Below are 19,076 nucleotides of genomic sequence, written 5' to 3'. Positions count from 1 at the left end.
GCCGATGCCTGCCTTTCAGGAATACTTCGACCCCAGTCACCAATTGGTCCGCGACAGCGTCAGACGTTTCGTCGAGCGCGAGATTCTTCCGGACATCGACCTGTGGGAAGAAGCCGAAAGCTTTCCCCGCGAGCTCTATCTCAAGGCCGGTGCGGCGGGGATTCTGGGGATCGGTTACCCCGAAGCCCTGGGCGGCAGCCACGAAGGTGATCTGTTCGCCAAGATCGCCGCCAGTGAGGAGTTGATGCGTTGCGGTTCTGGTGGTCTGGTTGCCGGGTTGGGGTCGCTGGACATCGGTCTGCCGCCGATCCTCAAATGGGCCAGGCCGCAGGTTCGCGATCGCGTCGTGCCAGCGGTGTTGACGGGCGAGAAGATCAGCGCCCTGGCCGTCACCGAACCCAGCGGTGGCTCCGACGTGGCCAACCTGCAAACCCGCGCTGTGCGTGACGGCGATGTCTACCGGGTCAGCGGCAGCAAGACCTTTATCACCAGTGGTGTGCGTGCGGATTATTACACCGTCGCGGTGCGCACCGGGGCGCCGGGTTTCGGTGGTATCAGCCTGTTGTTGATCGAGAGGGGCACGCCAGGATTCACCGTAGGCCGTCAGTTGAAGAAAATGGGTTGGTGGGCGTCGGACACGGCCGAGTTGTTCTTCGATGATTGTCGCGTACCTGTAGGCCATCTGATCGGTGCGGAGAACATGGGCTTCGCCTGCATCATGGGTAACTTCCAGAGTGAGCGCCTGGCGCTGGCGCTGATGGCCAACATGACCGCGCAACTGGCGCTGGAGGAAAGCCTGAAATGGGCCCGTCAGCGCGAAGCGTTCGGTAAACCCATCGGCAAGTTTCAGGTGCTCAAGCATCGCCTCGCGGAAATGGCCACGGCGCTGGAGGTGTCCCGGGAGTTCACTTACCGTCAGGCAGCGAAAATGGCGGCGGGGCAGAGTGTGATCAAGGAGATTTCCATGGCGAAGAATTTCGCGACGGACACCGCGGAGCGGATTACCACGGATGCGGTGCAGATTCTGGGGGGCTTGGGGTATATGCGTGAAAGCCTGGTGGAGCGGCTTTATCGCGACAATCGCATCTTGTCGATTGGTGGCGGGACGCGGGAAGTGATGAACGAGATCATCAGCAAGCAGATGGGGCTTTGAGTGTTGCGGTGTTGCCGCTGACGCTATCGCCGGCAAGCAAGCTCCTACAGGTTCGGTGCCGTTTTCGGCACGACTCCAAATTGTAGGAGCTGGCTTGCCAGCGATGGCGTCAGTGAAGGCGCCGCTTACTTATCGGTCAACGCAAACTGCGTCAGGCAAAACGTCGGAATCCCCATGTCTTCCAGGCGCTGCGACCCGCCCAGTTCCGGCAGATCGATAATCGCCGCTGCTTCATGCACCCGCGCACCCATGCGCCGAATCAGGTTCGCCGCCGCAATCAACGTGCCGCCGGTGGCGATCAAATCATCGAACATCACCACGGAATCGCCTTCGCACAAGCTGTCGGCGTGGACTTCGAGGAAGGCTTCGCCGTACTCGGTCGCATAACCTTCGGCCAGCACGTCCGCCGGCAGTTTGCCTTGCTTGCGGAACAGCACCAGCGGCTTGTTCAACTGATAGGCCAGCACCGAACCGATCAGGAAGCCACGGGCATCCATCGCGCCGATGTGGGTGAAATCGGCCTCGACGTAACGGTGGGCAAAGCTGTCCATCACCAGGCGCAGGGCCGTGGGCGACTGGAACAGCGGGGTGATGTCGCGAAAGATGACGCCCGGTTTCGGGAAGTCGATCACCGGGCGGATCAGGGATTTGATGTCGAAGGAGTCAAAGACCATCGTCGAGGTGTCCTGGCAGGCTGCAAACGTCGCAGTATAACGGCGGCTGAAGCGTTTCGCTCAGCCGCCATCGTCGCAATCAGCCTTCGATCGAACCGCCGGCCAGGGCGCAGAGCTGGATCGGGTCGAGGATGTGGATTTCCTTGCCTTCGGCGGCGATCAGCTCGTTCTGCTGGAAGCGCGTGAACACCCGCGACACGGTTTCCACTGCCAGGCCCAGGTAATTGCCGATTTCGTTGCGCGACATGCTCAGGCGAAACTGGTTGGCCGAGAAGCCGCGAGCGCGGAAGCGCGCCGACAGGTTGACGAGGAAGGTCGCGATGCGCTCGTCGGCGGTTTTTTTCGACAGCAGCAACATCATCTGTTGATCGTCGCGGATTTCGCGGCTCATCACACGCATCAACTGACGGCGCAGTTGTGGCAGTTGCAGCGCCAGTTCGTCGAGGCGTTCGAACGGAATTTCGCAGACCGAGGTGGTTTCCAGCGCTTGCGCCGACACCGGATGCTTTTCGGTGTCCATGCCCGACAGGCCGACCAGCTCGCTCGGCAGATGGAAACCGGTGAGTTGTTCTTCGCCGCCATCGCTGAGGCTGAAGGTTTTAAGGGCGCCAGAGCGAACTGCATAAACGGAGTCGAAAACGTCGCCCTGACGGAACAGGAACTCGCCTTTCTTCAGCGGGCGGCCGCGTTTAACGATTTCGTCCAGCGCATCCATGTCTTCCAGATTCAGAGAAAGTGGCAAGCAGAGGGGGGCCAGGCTGCAATCCTTGCAATGGGCCTGGCTATGAGCGCGCAGTTTTACAGGCTCGGACATTTCTTAAATCCTTGTGGGAAAACACACATAAGACGTAAGGGTAACTCACGGGGAGACTATCCGGCCAGCGCTGTGCCGATTTGTCGCGCTGAGGTAAAGCGCCGCAATCGGCGGCCGATAACCGGGTATCCACTTCTGCGCAAAGGTATTCATTTCATGGCCACCATCGGCGTGCTCAACCCCGGCAGCAGTGGCGTGCAAACGCTGCTTGAGCCTGCCAGCGGTTCGACCGGCGATGGCTCGGCAATCATCGGCCCGGCCACTTCGCCCGTGGCCGAAGGCATCAGAGTCTCGTTGTCCGGCGCCGGTTTGACCAAGGCCGCCAGTTCCCACGGTGACAACAAGGACATTGAAGAAAGCGGGTTGCCGGAAAACATTCAACAGATCCTGAAAATGATTCGCCGATTGCAGCAGCAGATCGCCGAGAAAATCGCACGCATGCAAGCGGTGATGGCCGACAAACGACTCTCCGCCGAAGAACGCAGGGCCAAACTCGGCGCCCTGCAAGCGACCATCACCACCCTCAATGGCGGGCTGATCACAGCCAATCTGTCGCTGTCCAAAGCCATTTCGCAAGCGAACCTGACCCCTGAGCAGGTGTTGAAGACGACTTCCCTGCTGCTGGAACGTTAGATAACCCGCGAAAACCGCTGGCGATTCTGCTGCTCCAGGTACGCGTCAAACACCATGCACACCGAACGCACCAGCAAGCGGCCTGCCGGCCGTACGGTGATCCGTTCATTGTTCAGTTCGATCAGCCCGTCCTCGGCCATGCTTTGCAGTTGTGGCCACAGTTCGCCGAAGTAACCGCGAAAGTCGATGTTGAACGTTTGTTCGATGTCGGCGAATTCCACGCTGAAACGGCAAATCAGTTGTTGAATCACCGCTCGCCGCAGGCGGTCATCGGCATTGCACAGCAGGCCGCGGTTGGTGGCCAGTTGTGCGCTGGCCAAGGCGTTTTGGTACTGATTCAGGTCGCTGCTGTTCTGGCAGTACAGGTCACCAATCTGGCTGATGGCCGAGACACCGAGGCCGATCAAATCGCAATGGCCGTGAGTGGTGTAGCCCTGGAAGTTGCGTTGCAGGGTTGATTCTTCCTGAGCAATCGCCAGCTCATCGTCGGGCAGGGCGAAGTGATCCATGCCGATGTAACGGTAGCCGGCGGCGGTCAACTGTTCGATGGTGCGCTGGAGCATTTCCAGCTTCTGTGCAGGCGTCGGCAATTCGTCGCTGTTGATTCGTCGTTGCGGCAAGAAGCGCTCCGGCAAGTGCGCGTAGTTGAATACCGACAGTCGGTCCGGTTGCAGGTTGATCACTTCGTCGACCGTGCGGGCGAAGTTCTCCGGCGTCTGTCTTGGCAAACCGTAGATCAGGTCAATGTTGATCGAGCGAAATTGCAGTGTCCGTGCGGCGTCGATCACCGCCCGGGTTTCCTCCAGGCTTTGCAGGCGATTCACCGCGCGTTGCACGGCCGGATCGAGGTCTTGCAGGCCGATGCTGACCCGGTTGAAACCCAGTTCACGCAGCAGGCCCATGGTCGACCAATCGGCTTCGCGCGGGTCGATCTCGATGCCGTAGTCGCCGGAATCGTCATCCAGCAAGTTGAAGCTTTTGCGCAGTTGGGCCATCAGCTGACGCAGTTCGTCATGGCTGAGAAAGGTCGGTGTGCCGCCACCGAAGTGCAATTGCTCGACCTTCTGTGCGGGGTCGAGATGGCAGGCGATCAGCTGGATTTCCTGCTCCAGGCGCTGCAAATAGGGCAGGGCGCGACCACGATCCTTGGTGATGACTTTGTTGCAGGCGCAGTAGTAGCAAATGTTCGCGCAGAACGGCACGTGCACATACAACGACAACGGACGTAGCGCCTTGCGGCTTTCGCGCAGCGCATGGAACAGGTCGAAGGTGCCGACATGCCCATCAAATTGCACGGCTGTCGGGTAGGAGGTGTAACGAGGTCCCGCCAGGTCGTAACGGCGGATCAGATCGGTATCCCAACGAATGGCGTCGAGCATCATGCGGGCATTCCCCCGGATAGGCTGGCAGTGTCAGCAAGTCTATGGGGTGCGGCGATGGGGCATCTTGATTTGCATCAACGGTCAGGATTCGTGTGGTCAGTGCTGGCCTCTTCGCGAGCAGGCTCATTCCCACATTGAAATGCATTCTCCCTGTGGGCGCGCCGCCGATCTAATGCCCCATGAGCCAATGCTGATGCGGCCCCGGCAAAGTCCAGATGCCAAACAACATCACCAGCAAGCCCCCCGTCATCCGCACATACCGTTTGCGCAACAGCGCCGTAACGCGCTCGGCTGCCAGCCCCGTGGCGAGCAACACCGGCCAGGTGCCCAGTCCGAACGCGAGCATCAGTAATGCACTGTCCAGCGCATTGCCCTGGCTCGCCGACCACAGCAGCGTGCTGTAAACCAGCCCGCACGGCAGCCAGCCCCAGAGCGCGCCCAGCAACAACGCGCGTGGCAGGCTCGACACCGGCAGTAGTTTATTTGCGATTGGCTGGATGTGCCGCCACAGACCGCGACCGAGGCTTTCGATGCGGGTCAGGCCGCTCCACCAACCGGCGAGATAAAGGCCCATGGCAATCAGCAGCAGTCCGGCGAGGAGGCGCATGAACATCGCCGCCGGGCTGTTCGCCACCGCCCAGCCCGCCAGGCCGATCAGCAGACCTGCCGTGGCGTAGCTGAGAATTCGCCCGAGGTTGTAGGCCAGCAGTAATCGAAACCGGCGGCTGCGTTGCTCTTTGGGAATCGCCAGGGTCAACGCGCCCATCAAACCGCCGCACATGCCCAGGCAATGGCCGCCGCCGAGCAGGCCGAGGATCACCGCCGACACCAGCAGTGGCGCAAGCTCAAACATGCGGGGGCGCCTTGTCGTCCGGTTTGGCCGGATGGCCGCTGGCCTCGTCGACCGCTGCGGTGTGGTTTGGGTCCTGGTCGTCGAACAGGATGCTGTGGGCCGGGCCGTCGAGGTCGTCGTACTGACCGCTGTCGACCGCCCAGAAGAAGATGTAGACCGCGATGGCCACGATCAGCAGCGCGGCCGGGATCATCACGTAGAGAGCTGGCATGGTGAGACTCCATGCCCGCGCGGCTCAGGCCGGCAGCGGGCGGGTTTGTGGCGTGGCGCTGGCGGCCGGCGCGCTCGGCAGGCGAGTCAGGCGCAGGGCGTTCAGCACCACGGTCAACGAACTGATGGACATGCCGACCGCTGCCCACACCGGCGTGATCCAGCCGAGGGCGGCGAACGGCAACATGAGGCCATTGTACAGCCCGGCCCACAACAGGTTCTCGATGATGACCCGACGGGTGCGCCGAGCGAGGCTGAACGCTTGCACCAGCGCGTCGAGACGGTTGGACAGCAGCACCGCATCCGCGCTGGTTTTCGCCAGATCGGTGGCCGAACCCATGGCGACGCTGATGTCGGCGGTGGCCAGCACCGGCACGTCATTCACGCCGTCACCGAGCATCAACACCTTGCGACCTTCCTTGTGCAGCTGTTGCAGGACCTGCAATTTGTCGTCCGGACGCAAACCGCCACGGGCCTCGTCGATGCCCAGTTCAGCGGCGACGCTGGCGACCATCGGCGAGCTGTCGCCCGACAGCAGCAATGTGCGCCAGCCGCGCGCCCGGCAGGCTTCCAGTAACGCGGGTGCATCGGCGCGCAAACGGTCGTCGAGGACGAACCACGCCAGCGGTCCGGCGGGGTCGCCGAGCAGCAGCCATTGGCCGGCTTCATCTGGCATCAGCGGTACGGCGGCGCCACTGAGCTCGCAGACAAAACCCGGTTGGCCGATGCGCAAACGCTGTTCGCCGACCACCCCTTCAAGGCCCAGTCCCGGTGTGCTATGGACTTCTTCGGCAGCCAGAGGCGCGCGGCCAAACGCACGGGCGATAGGGTGTTCGGAACGGTTTTCGAGGGCGGCGGCGAGGCTCAGACATTGATCGCTGTCGAGTGCGCCGAGGGGGCGGATCGAGCGCAGCGCCAGGCGCCCTTCGGTGAGGGTGCCGGTCTTGTCGAAGATCACCGTGTCGATCTGGTTCAGGCCCTCCAGCACATGGCCGCGGGTCAACAGAAGACCGAGCTTGTGCAGGGTGCCGGTGGCGGCGGTGAGCGCGGTTGGCGTCGCGAGCGACAGGGCGCATGGGCAGGTTGCGACCAGCATCGCCAACACGATCCAGAAGGCCCGCGATGAATCCAGCTCCCACCAAAGCACGCCAATACAGGCGGAGGCGATCAGCGTCAGCAACAGGAACCATTGCGCGGCGCGGTCGGCGATTTCCGCCAGTCGTGGCTTCTCGGCCTGGGCGCGGTCGAGCAGGCGGACGATGGCAGACAGGCGCGTGTCCTGGCCCAGCGCCAGGACTTCCACGGTCAATGCGCCTTCGACGTTCAGGGTGCCGGCGGTGACAGCATCGCCCAACGTTCGCGGCTGTGGCAGGTATTCGCCGGTGAGCAGGGATTCGTCGATGCTCGACTGGCCGTCGAGGATCTTGCCGTCGGCCGGCAGGATCGCGCCGGGATGCACCAGCACTTGATCGCCGACGCGCAGTTCGCTGAGCAGGATCCGCTCACTCTGACCGTCGGCGCTCAGGCGCAAACACGAGGCCGGCAGCAGATTGACCAGCTGTGCGGTGGCGGCGGCAGTGCGTTCGCGGGCGCGCCGCTCCAGATAGCGTCCGGCCAGCAGGAACAACGCAAACATGCCGACGGCATCGAAATACAACTCGCCGACGCCGGTGATCGAGGTCCAGATCCCGGCGATATAGGCGCTGCCAATCGCCAGCGACACCGAGACGTCCATGGTCAGGTGGCGGGTGCGCAAGTCGCGCATCGCCCCTTTGAAAAACGGCGCGCAGCTATAGAACACGATGGGCGTGGTGAGGAACAGCGCGACCCAGCGCAGGATGGTGTGCAGCTCCGGGCTGAGGTCGATGTTGAATTCCGGCCAGGTGGCCATGGTCGCCATCATCGCCTGGAACCACAGCAGCCCGGCGACCCCGAGTTGGCGCAGGGCCAGGCGGTTTTCGCTGGCCAGTTGTTCGCTGGCGCGGTCGGCTTGATAGGGATGAGCGGCATAACCGATGTGGCGTAACTCGCTGAGCACCTGGCTCAGCGGCAGTTGCGCATCGGCCCAGCGCACGTGCAGGCGATGGTTTGACAGGTTGAGGCGCGCTTCGGCCACCGCCGGCAAACCGCGCAAGTGTTTCTCGATCAACCAGCCACAGGCCGCGCAACTGATGCCTTCCATCAGCAGCGTGGTTTCGGCGAGTTCGCCATCGTGGCGGACGAAGGGTTTTTGCACGTCGGCGCGATCGTACAGCGCCAGTTCGTCCACCAACTGCACCGGCAACGCGGCGGGGTTGGCCGAGGCTTCGCTGCGGTGCTGGTAATAGCTTTCCAGCCCACCGGCGACAATCGCTTCAGCCACCGCCTGACAACCCGGGCAGCAGAACTCACGGGTTTCACCGAGGACGGCAGCGGTGAAGCGGCTGCCGGCCGGGACGGGCAGGGCGCAGTGGTAGCAGGGGGTAGGAGTGGTCATTAGATATTCACTGGTACCGCGAAATCTTATCGTCAGGTAGGGCCTCTTCGCGAGCAAGCCCGCTCCCACATTTGATCTGTGTCATGCACAAATTTTGTGTACACCAAACGATCCACTGTGGGAGCGGGCTTGCTCGCGAATGCGCGAAGCGCAGCTTTTTACTTTTTCAGGTCTTCCGCGCCCTGCAGCGGTTCATCACCCAGCAGCAGATCCTTGTCATGGCTGACCTGTTCTTCTTCGAACATGCGCCAGGTCTTGTCGTCCTGCACACCCAGCAGTTCGACAAAGCGACGACCTTCAACCTTGTCGCTCAACTGGCCGATGTAGCGGCCCTGTTCGGTTTCGCTTTGGGCGAGGGTGATCTTGCGATCCTTCTCGGGCTGGGTCGGCGAGATCAGGTTCAGTTCGAGGGTTTTTGGTTGGCTGTTGCCGCTCAGGCGCAGGTCGACTTCGCCGGTCACGTCATCCAGGTGCACGCTGGCGCGCAACAGCAGGGTCTGCGCCAGCAGTTCACGGTCGAGGGAGCGGTTGATGCCTTTGCCGGCCTCGTAGTAGTTGTCGTTGACCAGGTTGTCCGGGTTGTTCACCGCGATGGTCACCATGGACAAGGTCAGGGTCACCGAGCAGGCCAGAATGGCAATGATGATCCACGGCCAAAGGTGCTTGTACCAGGGACTTGCGGCGTTTGCTGCGGGCATGATCACTTCTCTCAACGAATTTGTGGGCCGATGAACCGGCTCTTGGCTTCAACGTGGATGCTCTCGTCATCGGCATCCTTGAGGATGAATTTCACCTCGTTGGTGCTCGATGGCAGTTTTTCCGGGGCGATGGACAGTTCCACCGGCTGGCTGAAAATCTCGCCGGCGGCGACCTTGATCTCGCGTTTGCCTTGCAGCTTGAGATCCGGCAGGCCAGCGGCTTCCAGCACGTAGGTGTGGTCGCGCTGATCCTTGTTCATGATCTTCAGGCTGTAGACGTTTTCGATCCGGCCTTCGGCGTTCTCGCGGTACAGCACGCGGTCCTTGCTGACGTCGAAACCGACCAGCGAACGCATGAAGAACGCCGCCGCCAGCAAGCCCATCATCGCCAGCAACACGGCGGCATAGCCGATCAGGCGCGGGCGCAGTTTATGGGTTTTTTGCCCGGACAGGTTGTGCTCGGTGGTGTAGCTGATCAGGCCGCGCGGGTAATCCATTTTGTCCATGATGCTGTCGCAGGCATCGATGCACGCAGCGCAACCGATGCATTCGATTTGCAGGCCGTCTCGGATGTCGATGCCGGTCGGGCAGACCTGGACGCACATGGTGCAGTCGATGCAATCACCCAGGCCTTGCGCCTTGTAGTCGACGCCCTTCTTGCGCGGGCCAGGGGCTTCACCACGACGCGGATCGTAGGAGACGATCAGCGTGTCCTTGTCGAACATCACACTCTGGAAGCGCGCGTACGGGCACATGTAAATGCACACTTGCTCGCGCAACCAACCGGCATTGCCGTAGGTGGCGAGGGTGAAGAAACCGACCCAGAAATACGACCAGCCATCGGCTTCGCCGGTGAAGAAGTCGATGGTCAGCTCGCGGATCGGCGAGAAATAACCGACGAAGGTCATGCCGGTGGCGAAGCCGATCAGCAGCCACATCGAGTGTTTGCTGAGTTTACGCAGGAACTTGTTGGCGCTCATCGGCGTCTTGTCGAGCTTGATGCGCTGGTTGCGGTCGCCTTCGGTGACCTTCTCGCACCACATGAAAATCCACGTCCAGACGCTCTGCGGGCAGGTATAGCCGCACCAGACGCGACCGGCGTACACGGTAATGAAGAACAGGCCGAACGCGCTGACAATCAAAATGCCCGAGAGCAGGATGAAATCCTGAGGCCAGAACGTTGCGCCAAAAATAAAGAATTTACGCTCCGGCAGGTTCCACCAGACGGCTTGATGACCGCCCCAGTTCAGCCAGACCGTGCCGAAATACAACAGAAACAAAAATGCGCCGCCCATCATCCGCAGATTGCGGAACAGGCCAGTGAAGGCGCGGGTGTAGATCTTTTCTCGAGAGGCGTAGAGGTCGACGCTGTTATTCGCGTTCTTGGCAGGCGGGGTAACGTCGTGTACCGGAATCTGGTTGCTCATCGGTTGCATCCCACGGCAGTGGAAAAATGCCTCGGTCAGTGCATGCCGACCGCGGTCAAAAAGAGGTGTTGCAGTGGCGCAATGATACGCCTGTCGCTCTAGCTCAAGGGTGCGACCTTTGGTCGCGTTGGGGAAAAATCATGAATGGTGTAGCAGATGTAACAAAACATGATTCAGATCAATTGACTTGTCGAGTATAGCTGCTCGGTGTTCGTCACCGGCGCCAACGGTTTGCCGTTGATCATGACGGGAACGGCAGCGGCGCCTCCCGATTGCTTGCGAAAGTCAGCGATGCTGGTGTACTGCGCGTCGATCAGCCTCCGTGAACGTTCTTCCTTGTTTGAGGCGGATTCAACTTCTCCTTTTTCGGACTTTTCAGTTGAGGGGAACTTGGGGTTCGAAGCAAATACGATATGTCGCGGGGCGAAGTCAGAGGCCATTGAAGAGGTGGCCGTTACAGCGAGCGTCAGGATCAATGCGGTGGGTAGTGTATATAACTTCATAGAGATCCATTTCCATTAAAGTGGTGGTTGTATTGAAAGTCCGGAAAGATTTAGACGGGTTGGTTTGATTGGCTCTACAAGTAAGTTTGTTTTTTAAAGTTTATGTTTCGTGATTCTAAATATGTTATTTGTTGGTGTTGAGTAAGTGCTGTTGTAGTTTGCTTTTTGCAGGTGGGTTTTTTAAATGGATTTTTAGGGTTGTACTCACTATTAAGTATTAAGGAAAAGGCATTATGCAAATAAGCAAAGGATGGCGATTGTGGGTGTTACTGGTCAGTGTCTGGGCAGTTCCTAATGTGTATGGGGCTTCGTCGGCGCAAACGCCACGGCATATAGTGTTCGCTTCTGACCCGCAGTTTCCCTGGACCGACAACACCGATGCCCGGTTGCCGGAGTCCGATTCGCAGCGGTTGGAACGCTCCAGGTGGCTGATCGAAACCCAGTACGACAGCATTGCGGACTTCAGGCGAGACCAGGGTGGAAGCGCGGCGGTGCCCGTGATGATCAATGGCGATATGACCGCCTTTGGTCATGCGGGGGAGCGTTCCTATGTCCAGCAGACGCTGGATGCAAAACTTCAAGGGGTTTATGACTACGGGTTGGGTAATCATGATTATCAAAATAACGTGAATGATTGTTTTCTGAATAATTGCGCCGCTGGAAGCATTGAAGATCTGAAGAAACGTTATTGGGGAAAGGTCGGCAGTATGGATTTGGCGGCACGAGCTTCATGGCCGAGCACCATTTATTACGGCAGCCTTGCATACTCCAGGCAATATGGCGATGTGCACCTGGTGCAGTTACATAACGAGCCGACTTACTCGGTGAGCTTCTCTTCGGGCACCCTTTTCAGTCCGACGGTTTTTGAAATTACTCCGGCACTCGATTGGCTTGAGCGTGACCTTGAGCAGGCACGCGCGCAGGGGAAAATCATTCTCCTGAACCTGCATAAACCCAACGATTTCATGGGCGACTGGAGTCAGGAAAAACGCCTCAGGGATATGATCGATAAATATGAAGTGACTGCAATGTTCGCCGGTCATCTTCATGGGAGTGGCGGCTCCATGTGGTACACGAGCAGTGTGCCCGGTTTCATCAGCGGCAGCGCATCCCAGCAGACTTATCTGATCGCCAGTTTTTCCGAGGATCGTAAAAACCTGCACGTCTATGCGGTCGACAACAACCAGTGGCAAAAACGTGAACTGATAGCGACAGTGCCGGCGACATCAAAGCGGACCAGTCGCCCATAAAAAAGGCCCCGCCAGTTCTCACTGGCGGGGCCTTTTTTTGCATCAGGCGTTTGCCTTACTGAGCGTCTTGCGCCGGAGCCTTCTCACCGTGAGACAAGCTGTAGACGTAAGCGGCCAGCAGGTGAACCTTGTCGTTGCCTTGCAGCTGTTCTTGCGCAGGCATCTGGCCCTGACGGCCGTAACGGATGGTCTGCTGCAGTTGAGCGAAGCTCGAACCGTAGATGAACGCTGCCGGGTGAGTCAGGTTAGGCGCGCCCATGGCTGGGGTGCCTTTACCTTCAGGACCGTGGCATGCCACGCAGTTGGCGGCGAACAGTTTCTGCCCGGCAACCGGGTCGGCCTTGGTGCCTTCCGGCAGCTTGCGGCCATCGAGGTTGGTCAACACGAATGCGGCAACGTCCGCAACGCCTTGTTCGCCGATCACTTCAGCCCACGCAGGCATCACCGCGTGACGACCGCCCATGATGGTGGTCTTGATGGTTTCCGCTTCGCCCCCCCAGCGCCAATCGGCGTCGGTCAGGTTCGGGAAGCCGTAGGCGCCCTTGGCGTCGGACCCGTGGCAAACCGAGCAGTTGGAGGCGAACAAACGGCCACCCATCTTCAGGGCTTGCGGGTCCTTGGCGACTTCTTCGATCGGCATGGAAGCAAATTTGGCGAAGATCGGACCGAACTTGGCGTCCGATTTGGCCATTTCCTTTTCCCATTCGTGAACGCCGGTCCAGCCACTCTGGCCGTTGGCGAACGCGGTCTGCTTCTCGTTATCCAGGTAGTTGTAACCCGGCAGCAGGCCTTTCCAGTTGCCCAGGCCCGGGTACAGCACCAGGTAACCGAGGGCGAAGATGATGGTGCCCACGAACAGCATGAACCACCATTTTGGCAGTGGGTTGTCGTACTCCTCGATCCCGTCGAAGGAGTGGCCAACCGTTTCTTCCGTCTGCTCGGCGCGCTGGCCCTTGCGGGTGGACAGCAGCAGCCAGGTCAGGGCGAAGATCGTGCCGAGACTGAGGACTGTGACGTACAGACTCCAGAACGTAGTCATTCTTTGTTACTCCTAGAAGCTTGCTCGACGTGCTTGATGGCTTCGGGATCATCCGCGAAAGGCAGCAAGGTCGCGTCTTCAAACTCCGACTTGCGCTTGGGGCTGAACACCCACAACGCCAGACCGATGAAGGCCACCATCACAACAACGGTGCCCAGGCCACGAATCATCCCGATATCCATCTAAATCACCGTTTGCTTTTGATGATGGTGCCCAGGCCTTGCAGATAGGCCACCAGCGCGTCCATTTCGGTTTTGCCCTTCACAGCATCCTTGGCGCCGGCGATGTCTTCGTCGGTGTAAGGGACGCCGAGCGTGCGCAAGACTTCCATTTTCTTGGCGGTGTCTTTGCCGTCGAGCTTGTTTTCCACGAGGAACGGGTAGGCCGGCATTTTCGACTCCGGCACTACGTTGCGCGGGTTGTACAAATGCGCACGCTGCCAGTCATCGGAGTAACGACCGCCGACACGGGCCAGGTCCGGACCGGTACGCTTGGAACCCCACAGGAACGGGTGGTCCCAGACGCTTTCACCGGCAACCGAGTAGTGGCCGTAACGTTCGGTTTCAGCACGGAACGGGCGGATCATCTGCGAGTGGCAGCTGACACAACCGTTGGCGATGTAGATGTCGCGTCCTTCCAGTTCAAGGGCGGTGCGCGGCTTCATGCCTTCGACCGGCTTGTTGGTGACATCCTGGAAAAACAGCGGAACGATCTGGGTCAGGCCGCCGATGCTGACGGCGATAACCATGAAGAAGGCCAGCAGGCCAATGTTCTTCTCGACTGCTTCATGCTTCATCAGTGAGCTCCAACTACAGCAATCTGTTCGGCGGCTTCAGCTTCGGCCGGGTTCGAGGCACGTACGGTACGCCATACGTTGTAGGCCATGAACAGCATGCCGCTGGCAAAGAACGCACCGCCCAGGGCGCGAACGATGAAACCAGGGTGGCTGGCTTGCAGCGCTTCGACGAACGAGTAGGTGAGGGTGCCGTCGTCGTTGATTGCACGCCACATCAGACCCTGGGTGATGCCGTTGACCCACATCGAAGCGATGTACAACACGGTCCCGATGGTCGCGAGCCAGAAGTGCGCGTTGATCAGGCCGATGCTGTGCATCTGCGCGCGACCGAACAGTTTCGGGATCATGTGGTAGATCGCGCCGATCGAGATCATCGCTACCCAGCCAAGAGCGCCGGCGTGTACGTGGCCGATGGTCCAGTCGGTGTAGTGCGACAGCGAGTTGACGGTCTTGATCGCCATCATCGGGCCTTCGAAGGTCGACATGCCGTAGAACGCCAGCGAGACCACGAGGAAGCGCAGGATCGGGTCGGTGCGCAGCTTATGCCAGGCGCCCGACAGGGTCATCATGCCGTTGATCATGCCGCCCCAGCTCGGTGCCAGCAGGATGATCGACATGGCCATGCCCAGCGACTGCGCCCAGTCCGGCAGCGCGGTGTAGTGCAGGTGGTGCGGACCGGCCCAGATGTACAGGGTGATCAGCGCCCAGAAGTGCACGATGGACAAGCGATAGGAGTAGATCGGACGCTCGGCCTGCTTCGGAACGAAGTAGTACATCATCCCGAGGAAGCCGGTGGTCAGGAAGAAACCTACGGCGTTGTGGCCGTACCACCACTGGATCATCGCATCCGTTGCACCGGCGTAGACCGAGTAGGACTTGAAGAAACTGACCGGCAGCGAGGCGTGGTTGACGATGTGCAACATCGCCGTCACGACGATGAAGGCACCGTAGAACCAGTTGCCCACATAGATGTGCTTGGTCTTGCGCTTGGTGATGGTGCCGAAGAACACCAGACCGTAGGTAACCCAGACGATGGCCAGCAGAATAGCCAGGGGCCATTCCAGCTCAGCGTATTCCTTGGTGGTGGTGTAACCCAGCGGCAAGGTAACGATGGCGCCGACGATCACCGCTTGCCAACCCCAGAAGGTGAAGGCCGCGAGGCTGTCGGAAATCAGTCGCGTTTGGCAGGTTCGCTGCACGACGTAATAAGAAGTGGCAAACAGTGCACAACCACCGAAGGCGAAAATCACCAGGTTTGTGTGCAGCGGGCGCAGGCGTCCAAAGCTCGTCCACGGCAGACCGAAGTTCAACTCCGGCCAGACCAGTTGCGAGGCGATGAAGACACCGAGCCCCATGCCAAGGATCCCCCAGACCACCGTCATGATGGCGAACTGGCGGACTACCTTATAGTTATAAGCAGTCGGACTGATTGCTGTGCTCATTCTAAGGTTCCACGGTTTGGGTGTTTTATTAGGAGTAAAAATCGGCCGCAAGTATGGAGAAAGCAGGGGGTCATTGCAACGCGCCATGACCTGGGTCAATGCTTTCAAAAGCTGATTCTGCGGCCTTTCCATGCGCCGCGTAAGGACAAAATCGCCCTCGGACAAAATGTCGCAGCGAACGAAAATGATGAGAGGGTCAGGTCAGTTGTAACGGGGTGTGTTCAAACGCAACGATCGGGTGACCGATGGCAATTGGCACGACAGCCGGTATCTACCAGCCTTTGCGGCTTGTCATCGAGCAGATTCGTTGAACACATCGGGTCGGGTCGACCTGGAACCGGCTCAAGCCAGTCCGCATGGGGGCAAGCTTAGACCCGAATCGAGTGGACCGAAAGGCGGACTATCGGAGGGTGCGACAATGGGTCGCAAAGGGGCAGGGTACTGCCGCATCCGGGAAGAATGCGGCAGCAGAACGGTCAAGAATTATTCGCTTTTGCCTTTCGCCTGCAAACGCTCTGTATTCAGACCGTGGGACAGGCTGTACACATAAGCGGCCAGCAGTTGCACCTTATCGTTGCCGAGCAGTTCGTTCTGCGCCGGCATATGGCCCTGGCGGCCATGACGAATGGTTTGTTGCAGTTGCGCCAGGCTTGTACCGTAGATAAATCCGGCCGGTTGCGTCAGATTCGGCGCTCCCATGGCTTCAGTGCCCTGGCCGTTTGCCCCATGACAGGCTACGCAGGTGGTGCTGAACACTTGCTGTCCGGCGTGCAGGTCGGCGGTGTCGTCCGCCGGCAATGGCAGGCCGGCCAGTTCATGACGCACATACGCGGCCACGTTTTTCACGCCGGCGTCACCGAGGATTTCACCCCAGGCCGGCATGGCCGCCATGCGCCCACCCATGATCGTGGTCTTGATCATCTCGGCGTCGCCGCCCCAGCGCCAGTTGCTGTCGGCCAGGTTCGGGAAGCCGAAAGCGCCCTTGGCATCCGAGCCGTGGCACACCGAGCAGTTCGACGCGAACAGGCGGCCGCCCATTTTCAGCGCTTGCGGGTCCTTGGCCACTTCTTCCAAGGGCATGGCGGCAAATTTGGCGAAGATCGGTCCGAACTTCGCATCGGCCTTGTTCATCTCCTTTTCCCATTCGTGGACGCCGGTCCAGCCGTCCTCGTAACCCGGCAGGACGCCTTTCCAGTTGCCCAGGCCCGGATACAGGACCAGATAACCCACGGCGAACACCAGCGTGCCGGCGAACAGCATGAACCACCACTGCGGCAATGGATTGTCGTACTCCTCGATGCCGTCGAAGCTGTGGCCCATGGTCTGGTCGACGCTGCCCTTGGTTTCGCCCTTGCGGGTGCCGATCAGCAGCCAGGTCAGGCCGATCAGGCTGCCGATGGTCAGTACGCAGATCCACGTACTCCAGAAAGTGGTCATGACCGGGTACTCCTTGTTTCAGGTTCTTGGGTGTTGGCGTCGTCGGGTTTCAACTCGTCGGCGAACGGCAGCATTCTTGCCTCAGCGAAGTCTGGGCTGCGCTTGCTACTGAACACCCACAACGCGAGGCCGACGAAGGCCACAAACACCACGACCGTGCCGAGGCCGCGGATCATTCCACTGCTCATCTCGCTCTCTATAAAAGAAATGGGCATGGCTCACCTCTTGCTCTTGATGGCAGTGCCGAGCACTTGCAGGTAGGCGACCAGTGCGTCCATTTCGGTCTTGCCCTTGAGCGATTCGACGCTGCCTGCGATGTCGTCGTCGGTGTACGGCACGCCCAAGGTGCGCATCGCCTTGATCTTGCCTTCGGTGTGGCTGCTGTCGAGCTGATTGGCCACCAGCCATGGATAGGCCGGCATCTTCGATTCCGGCACCACGTTGCGCGGGTTGTACAAATGCGCGCGGTGCCAGTCTTCCGAGTAACGGCCGCCGACCCGTGCCAGGTCCGGCCCGGTACGTTTCGAGCCCCAGAGGAACGGGTGATCCCAGACGCTCTCACCGGCCACCGAGTAGTGACCGTAGCGTTCGGTCTCGGCGCGGAACGGCCGGATCATCTGCGAGTGGCAGCCGACGCAGCCTTCGCGGATGTAAATGTCGCGACCTTCCAGTTGCAGCGCGGTGTAGGGCTTCATGCCTTCCACCGGTTTATTGGTCACGTCCTGGAAGAACAGCGGGACGATCTGCGTCAGACCGCCGATGCTCACGGCCAGGACCATCAGCAGCATCAGCAGGCCGACGTTTTTCTCGATTGTTTCGTGTTTCATGGCGGACTCCTCAGGCCATCTGCGCGGCAGCGGCGACTTCGGCAGGCTGCGAGGCCCGCACGGTGCGCCAGGTGTTGTAAGCCATCAGGAACATGCCGCTGAGGAAGATCGCACCGCCCACCAGTCGCACGACGAAGCCTGGGTGGCTGGCCACCAGGGTTTCGACGAAGGAGTAGGTCAGCGTGCCGTCTTCGTTGACTGCGCGCCACATGAGGCCCTGGGCGATGCCGTTGACCCACATCGAGGCGATGTACAGCACGGTGCCGATGGTGGCGAGCCAGAAGTGCGCGTTGATCAGGCCGATGCTGTGCATCTGCGGGCGACCGAAGATTTTCGGGATCATGTGGTACAGCGCGCCAATGGAAATCATCGCCACCCAGCCGAGTGCACCGGCGTGCACGTGGCCGATGGTCCAGTCGGTGTAGTGGGAGAGGGCGTTGACGGTTTTGATCGCCATCATCGGACCTTCGAAGGTCGACATGCCGTAGAACGCCAGGGAGACCACAAGGAAGCGCAGGATCGGGTCGCTACGCAACTTATGCCAGGCCCCCGAGAGCGTCATCATCCCGTTGATCATGCCGCCCCAGCTTGGCGCCAGCAGGATCAACGACATCACCATGCCCAGCGACTGCGCCCAGTCCGGCAGCGCGGTGTAGTGCAAGTGGTGCGGACCGGCCCAGATGTACAGGGTGATCAGCGCCCAGAAGTGCACGATGGACAAGCGATAGGAATACACCGGACGCTCGGCCTGTTTCGGCACGAAGTAGTACATCATCCCGAGGAAGCCAGCGGTGAGGAAAAAGCCTACGGCGTTGTGCCCGTACCACCACTGAACCATGGCATCGGTCGCACCGGCGTACACCGAGTAGGACTTGGTGAAACTCACCGGCAGTTCAAGGTTGTTGACGATGTGCAGGATGGCCACGGTGATGATGAACGCACCGAAGAACCAGTTGCCGACGTAGATGTGCTTGGTCTTGCGCTTGGCCAATGTGCCGAAGAACACGATGGCGTAGGCGACCCAGACGATGGTGATCAGGATATCGATCGGCCATTCCAGTTCGGCGTATTCCTTGGAGCTGGTGTAACCCAGCGGCAGGCTGATGGCAGCCAGCAGAATCACTACTTGCCAGCCCCAGAAGCAGAACGCGGCGATTTTTGGTGCAAACAGTTGGGTCTGGCAGGTGCGTTGCACCGAATAGAACGAACTGGCGAACAGGGCGCAACCGCCGAACGCGAAGATCACCGCGTTGGTGTGCAGTGGGCGCAAGCGGCCGAAACTGGTCCACGGCAAATTGAAGTTGAGTTCAGGCCAGACCAATTGAGCCGCGAGAAAAACCCCGAGCCCCATGCCGACGATGCCCCACACCACCGTCATAATGGCGAATTGGCGGACCACCTTGTAGTTGTAGGCGGTACTGATAGAAGTGTTCATGGTTCCCCATCCACGGTTCAGCCGAAG

The 19,076-nt window shown here is 59.9% G+C and carries 20 protein-coding genes; 3 read left to right on the top strand and 17 right to left on the bottom strand.

Annotated elements, in window-relative coordinates; genetic code table 11:
* Positions 1–4 precede the first annotated feature (4 nt).
* Positions 5–1,153 carry an acyl-CoA dehydrogenase family protein gene (locus ACI77H_RS04470; protein WP_407010562.1) on the top strand — a complete coding sequence of 383 codons (1,149 nt, stop codon included), beginning with the start codon at positions 5–7 and terminating at the stop codon, positions 1,151–1,153.
* Between the two features lie 125 nt (positions 1,154–1,278).
* Here the strand turns inward: ACI77H_RS04470 and ACI77H_RS04465 are convergent, their stop codons facing one another.
* Both ACI77H_RS04465 and fnr read right to left on the bottom strand, forming a co-directional pair.
* Positions 1,279–1,827 (bottom strand): adenine phosphoribosyltransferase, encoded by a 549-nt coding sequence (locus ACI77H_RS04465; RefSeq protein WP_027921719.1) that lies wholly within the window; start codon positions 1,825–1,827, stop codon positions 1,279–1,281.
* A 79-nt stretch (positions 1,828–1,906) separates the two neighbouring features.
* Complete coding sequence (gene fnr / locus ACI77H_RS04460) at positions 1,907–2,641, bottom strand: fumarate/nitrate reduction transcriptional regulator Fnr (protein WP_407010560.1); 735 nt, start codon at positions 2,639–2,641, stop codon at positions 1,907–1,909.
* Between the two features lie 156 nt (positions 2,642–2,797).
* Between fnr and ACI77H_RS04455 the strand changes: the two genes are divergently transcribed.
* A complete protein-coding gene (locus ACI77H_RS04455) occupies positions 2,798–3,274 on the top strand; it encodes a hypothetical protein (RefSeq protein ID WP_407010559.1) in 477 nt (158 codons plus the stop codon).
* On the opposite strand, the gene hemN is transcribed toward ACI77H_RS04455, so the two are convergent.
* The 7 genes from hemN to ACI77H_RS04420 form a co-directional block, all read right to left on the bottom strand.
* Positions 3,271–4,653, bottom strand: a complete 1,383-nt coding sequence (hemN, locus tag ACI77H_RS04450) for an oxygen-independent coproporphyrinogen III oxidase (RefSeq protein ID WP_407011030.1) — start codon at positions 4,651–4,653, stop codon at positions 3,271–3,273. The two genes, ACI77H_RS04455 and hemN, sit on opposite strands and share 4 nt — an antisense overlap.
* 172 nt (positions 4,654–4,825) lie before the next feature.
* Entirely contained in the window at positions 4,826–5,509 is a 684-nt protein-coding gene (locus tag ACI77H_RS04445) for a sulfite exporter TauE/SafE family protein (RefSeq protein WP_407010557.1), read from the bottom strand.
* Positions 5,502–5,720: a cbb3-type cytochrome oxidase assembly protein CcoS gene (gene ccoS, locus ACI77H_RS04440; RefSeq protein WP_008028543.1), complete on the bottom strand. Its 219-nt coding sequence runs from the start codon at positions 5,718–5,720 to the stop codon at positions 5,502–5,504. Before ccoS ends, ACI77H_RS04445 begins: the two co-directional genes overlap by 8 nt.
* A gap of 24 nt (positions 5,721–5,744) precedes the next feature.
* Complete coding sequence (locus tag ACI77H_RS04435; RefSeq protein WP_407010556.1) at positions 5,745–8,195, bottom strand: heavy metal translocating P-type ATPase; 2,451 nt, start codon at positions 8,193–8,195, stop codon at positions 5,745–5,747.
* Between the two features lie 158 nt (positions 8,196–8,353).
* A complete protein-coding gene (locus ACI77H_RS04430) occupies positions 8,354–8,893 on the bottom strand; it encodes a FixH family protein (protein WP_407010555.1) in 540 nt (179 codons plus the stop codon).
* Between the two features lie 11 nt (positions 8,894–8,904).
* A complete protein-coding gene (gene ccoG, locus ACI77H_RS04425) occupies positions 8,905–10,320 on the bottom strand; it encodes a cytochrome c oxidase accessory protein CcoG (RefSeq protein ID WP_407010554.1) in 1,416 nt (471 codons plus the stop codon).
* Positions 10,321–10,493: 173 nt separating this feature from the next.
* Positions 10,494–10,823, bottom strand: a complete 330-nt coding sequence (locus ACI77H_RS04420) for a hypothetical protein (RefSeq protein WP_407010553.1) — start codon at positions 10,821–10,823, stop codon at positions 10,494–10,496.
* A gap of 233 nt (positions 10,824–11,056) precedes the next feature.
* On the opposite strand from ACI77H_RS04420, the gene ACI77H_RS04415 reads away from it, so the two are divergent.
* On the top strand, positions 11,057–12,073 hold the full coding sequence (locus tag ACI77H_RS04415; RefSeq protein WP_407010552.1) for a metallophosphoesterase family protein: 1,017 nt from the start codon (positions 11,057–11,059) through the stop codon (positions 12,071–12,073).
* A 55-nt stretch (positions 12,074–12,128) separates the two neighbouring features.
* Here ACI77H_RS04415 and ccoP (ACI77H_RS04410) read toward each other — a convergent pair whose 3' ends face one another.
* From ccoP (ACI77H_RS04410) to ccoN (ACI77H_RS04375), 8 genes are all read right to left on the bottom strand, one after another.
* Positions 12,129–13,112, bottom strand: a complete 984-nt coding sequence (gene ccoP / locus ACI77H_RS04410; RefSeq protein ID WP_407010551.1) for a cytochrome-c oxidase, cbb3-type subunit III — start codon at positions 13,110–13,112, stop codon at positions 12,129–12,131.
* Positions 13,109–13,294, bottom strand: coding sequence for a CcoQ/FixQ family Cbb3-type cytochrome c oxidase assembly chaperone (locus ACI77H_RS04405; RefSeq protein ID WP_003175465.1), 186 nt, complete (start codon positions 13,292–13,294; stop codon positions 13,109–13,111). The genes ccoP (ACI77H_RS04410) and ACI77H_RS04405 overlap by 4 nt, the downstream gene beginning before the upstream one ends.
* A gap of 5 nt (positions 13,295–13,299) precedes the next feature.
* Positions 13,300–13,908, bottom strand: a complete 609-nt coding sequence (gene ccoO / locus ACI77H_RS04400) for a cytochrome-c oxidase, cbb3-type subunit II (protein WP_008028530.1) — start codon at positions 13,906–13,908, stop codon at positions 13,300–13,302.
* On the bottom strand, positions 13,908–15,350 hold the full coding sequence (ccoN, locus tag ACI77H_RS04395) for a cytochrome-c oxidase, cbb3-type subunit I (protein ID WP_407010549.1): 1,443 nt from the start codon (positions 15,348–15,350) through the stop codon (positions 13,908–13,910). Before ccoN (ACI77H_RS04395) ends, ccoO (ACI77H_RS04400) begins: the two co-directional genes overlap by 1 nt.
* A 483-nt stretch (positions 15,351–15,833) precedes the next feature.
* Positions 15,834–16,787: a cytochrome-c oxidase, cbb3-type subunit III gene (ccoP, locus tag ACI77H_RS04390; protein WP_407010548.1), complete on the bottom strand. Its 954-nt coding sequence runs from the start codon at positions 16,785–16,787 to the stop codon at positions 15,834–15,836.
* Positions 16,784–17,002: a cbb3-type cytochrome oxidase subunit 3 gene (locus ACI77H_RS04385; RefSeq protein ID WP_407010547.1), complete on the bottom strand. Its 219-nt coding sequence runs from the start codon at positions 17,000–17,002 to the stop codon at positions 16,784–16,786. The genes ccoP (ACI77H_RS04390) and ACI77H_RS04385 overlap by 4 nt, the downstream gene beginning before the upstream one ends.
* Before the next feature lie 3 nt (positions 17,003–17,005).
* Entirely contained in the window at positions 17,006–17,614 is a 609-nt protein-coding gene (gene ccoO, locus ACI77H_RS04380; RefSeq protein WP_407010545.1) for a cytochrome-c oxidase, cbb3-type subunit II, read from the bottom strand.
* 10 nt (positions 17,615–17,624) lie between these two features.
* Positions 17,625–19,049, bottom strand: coding sequence for a cytochrome-c oxidase, cbb3-type subunit I (gene ccoN, locus ACI77H_RS04375; protein WP_150632536.1), 1,425 nt, complete (start codon positions 19,047–19,049; stop codon positions 17,625–17,627).
* Between the last annotated feature and the right edge of the window lie 27 nt (positions 19,050–19,076).

Origin of the sequence: Pseudomonas sp. O230 (assembly GCF_045447035.1) — a bacterium.
Taxonomy (GTDB): Bacteria; Pseudomonadota; Gammaproteobacteria; order Pseudomonadales; family Pseudomonadaceae; genus Aquipseudomonas.
Note: the sequence above shows the minus strand (reverse complement) of the source record. Positions and strands in the feature narration are given on the sequence as shown.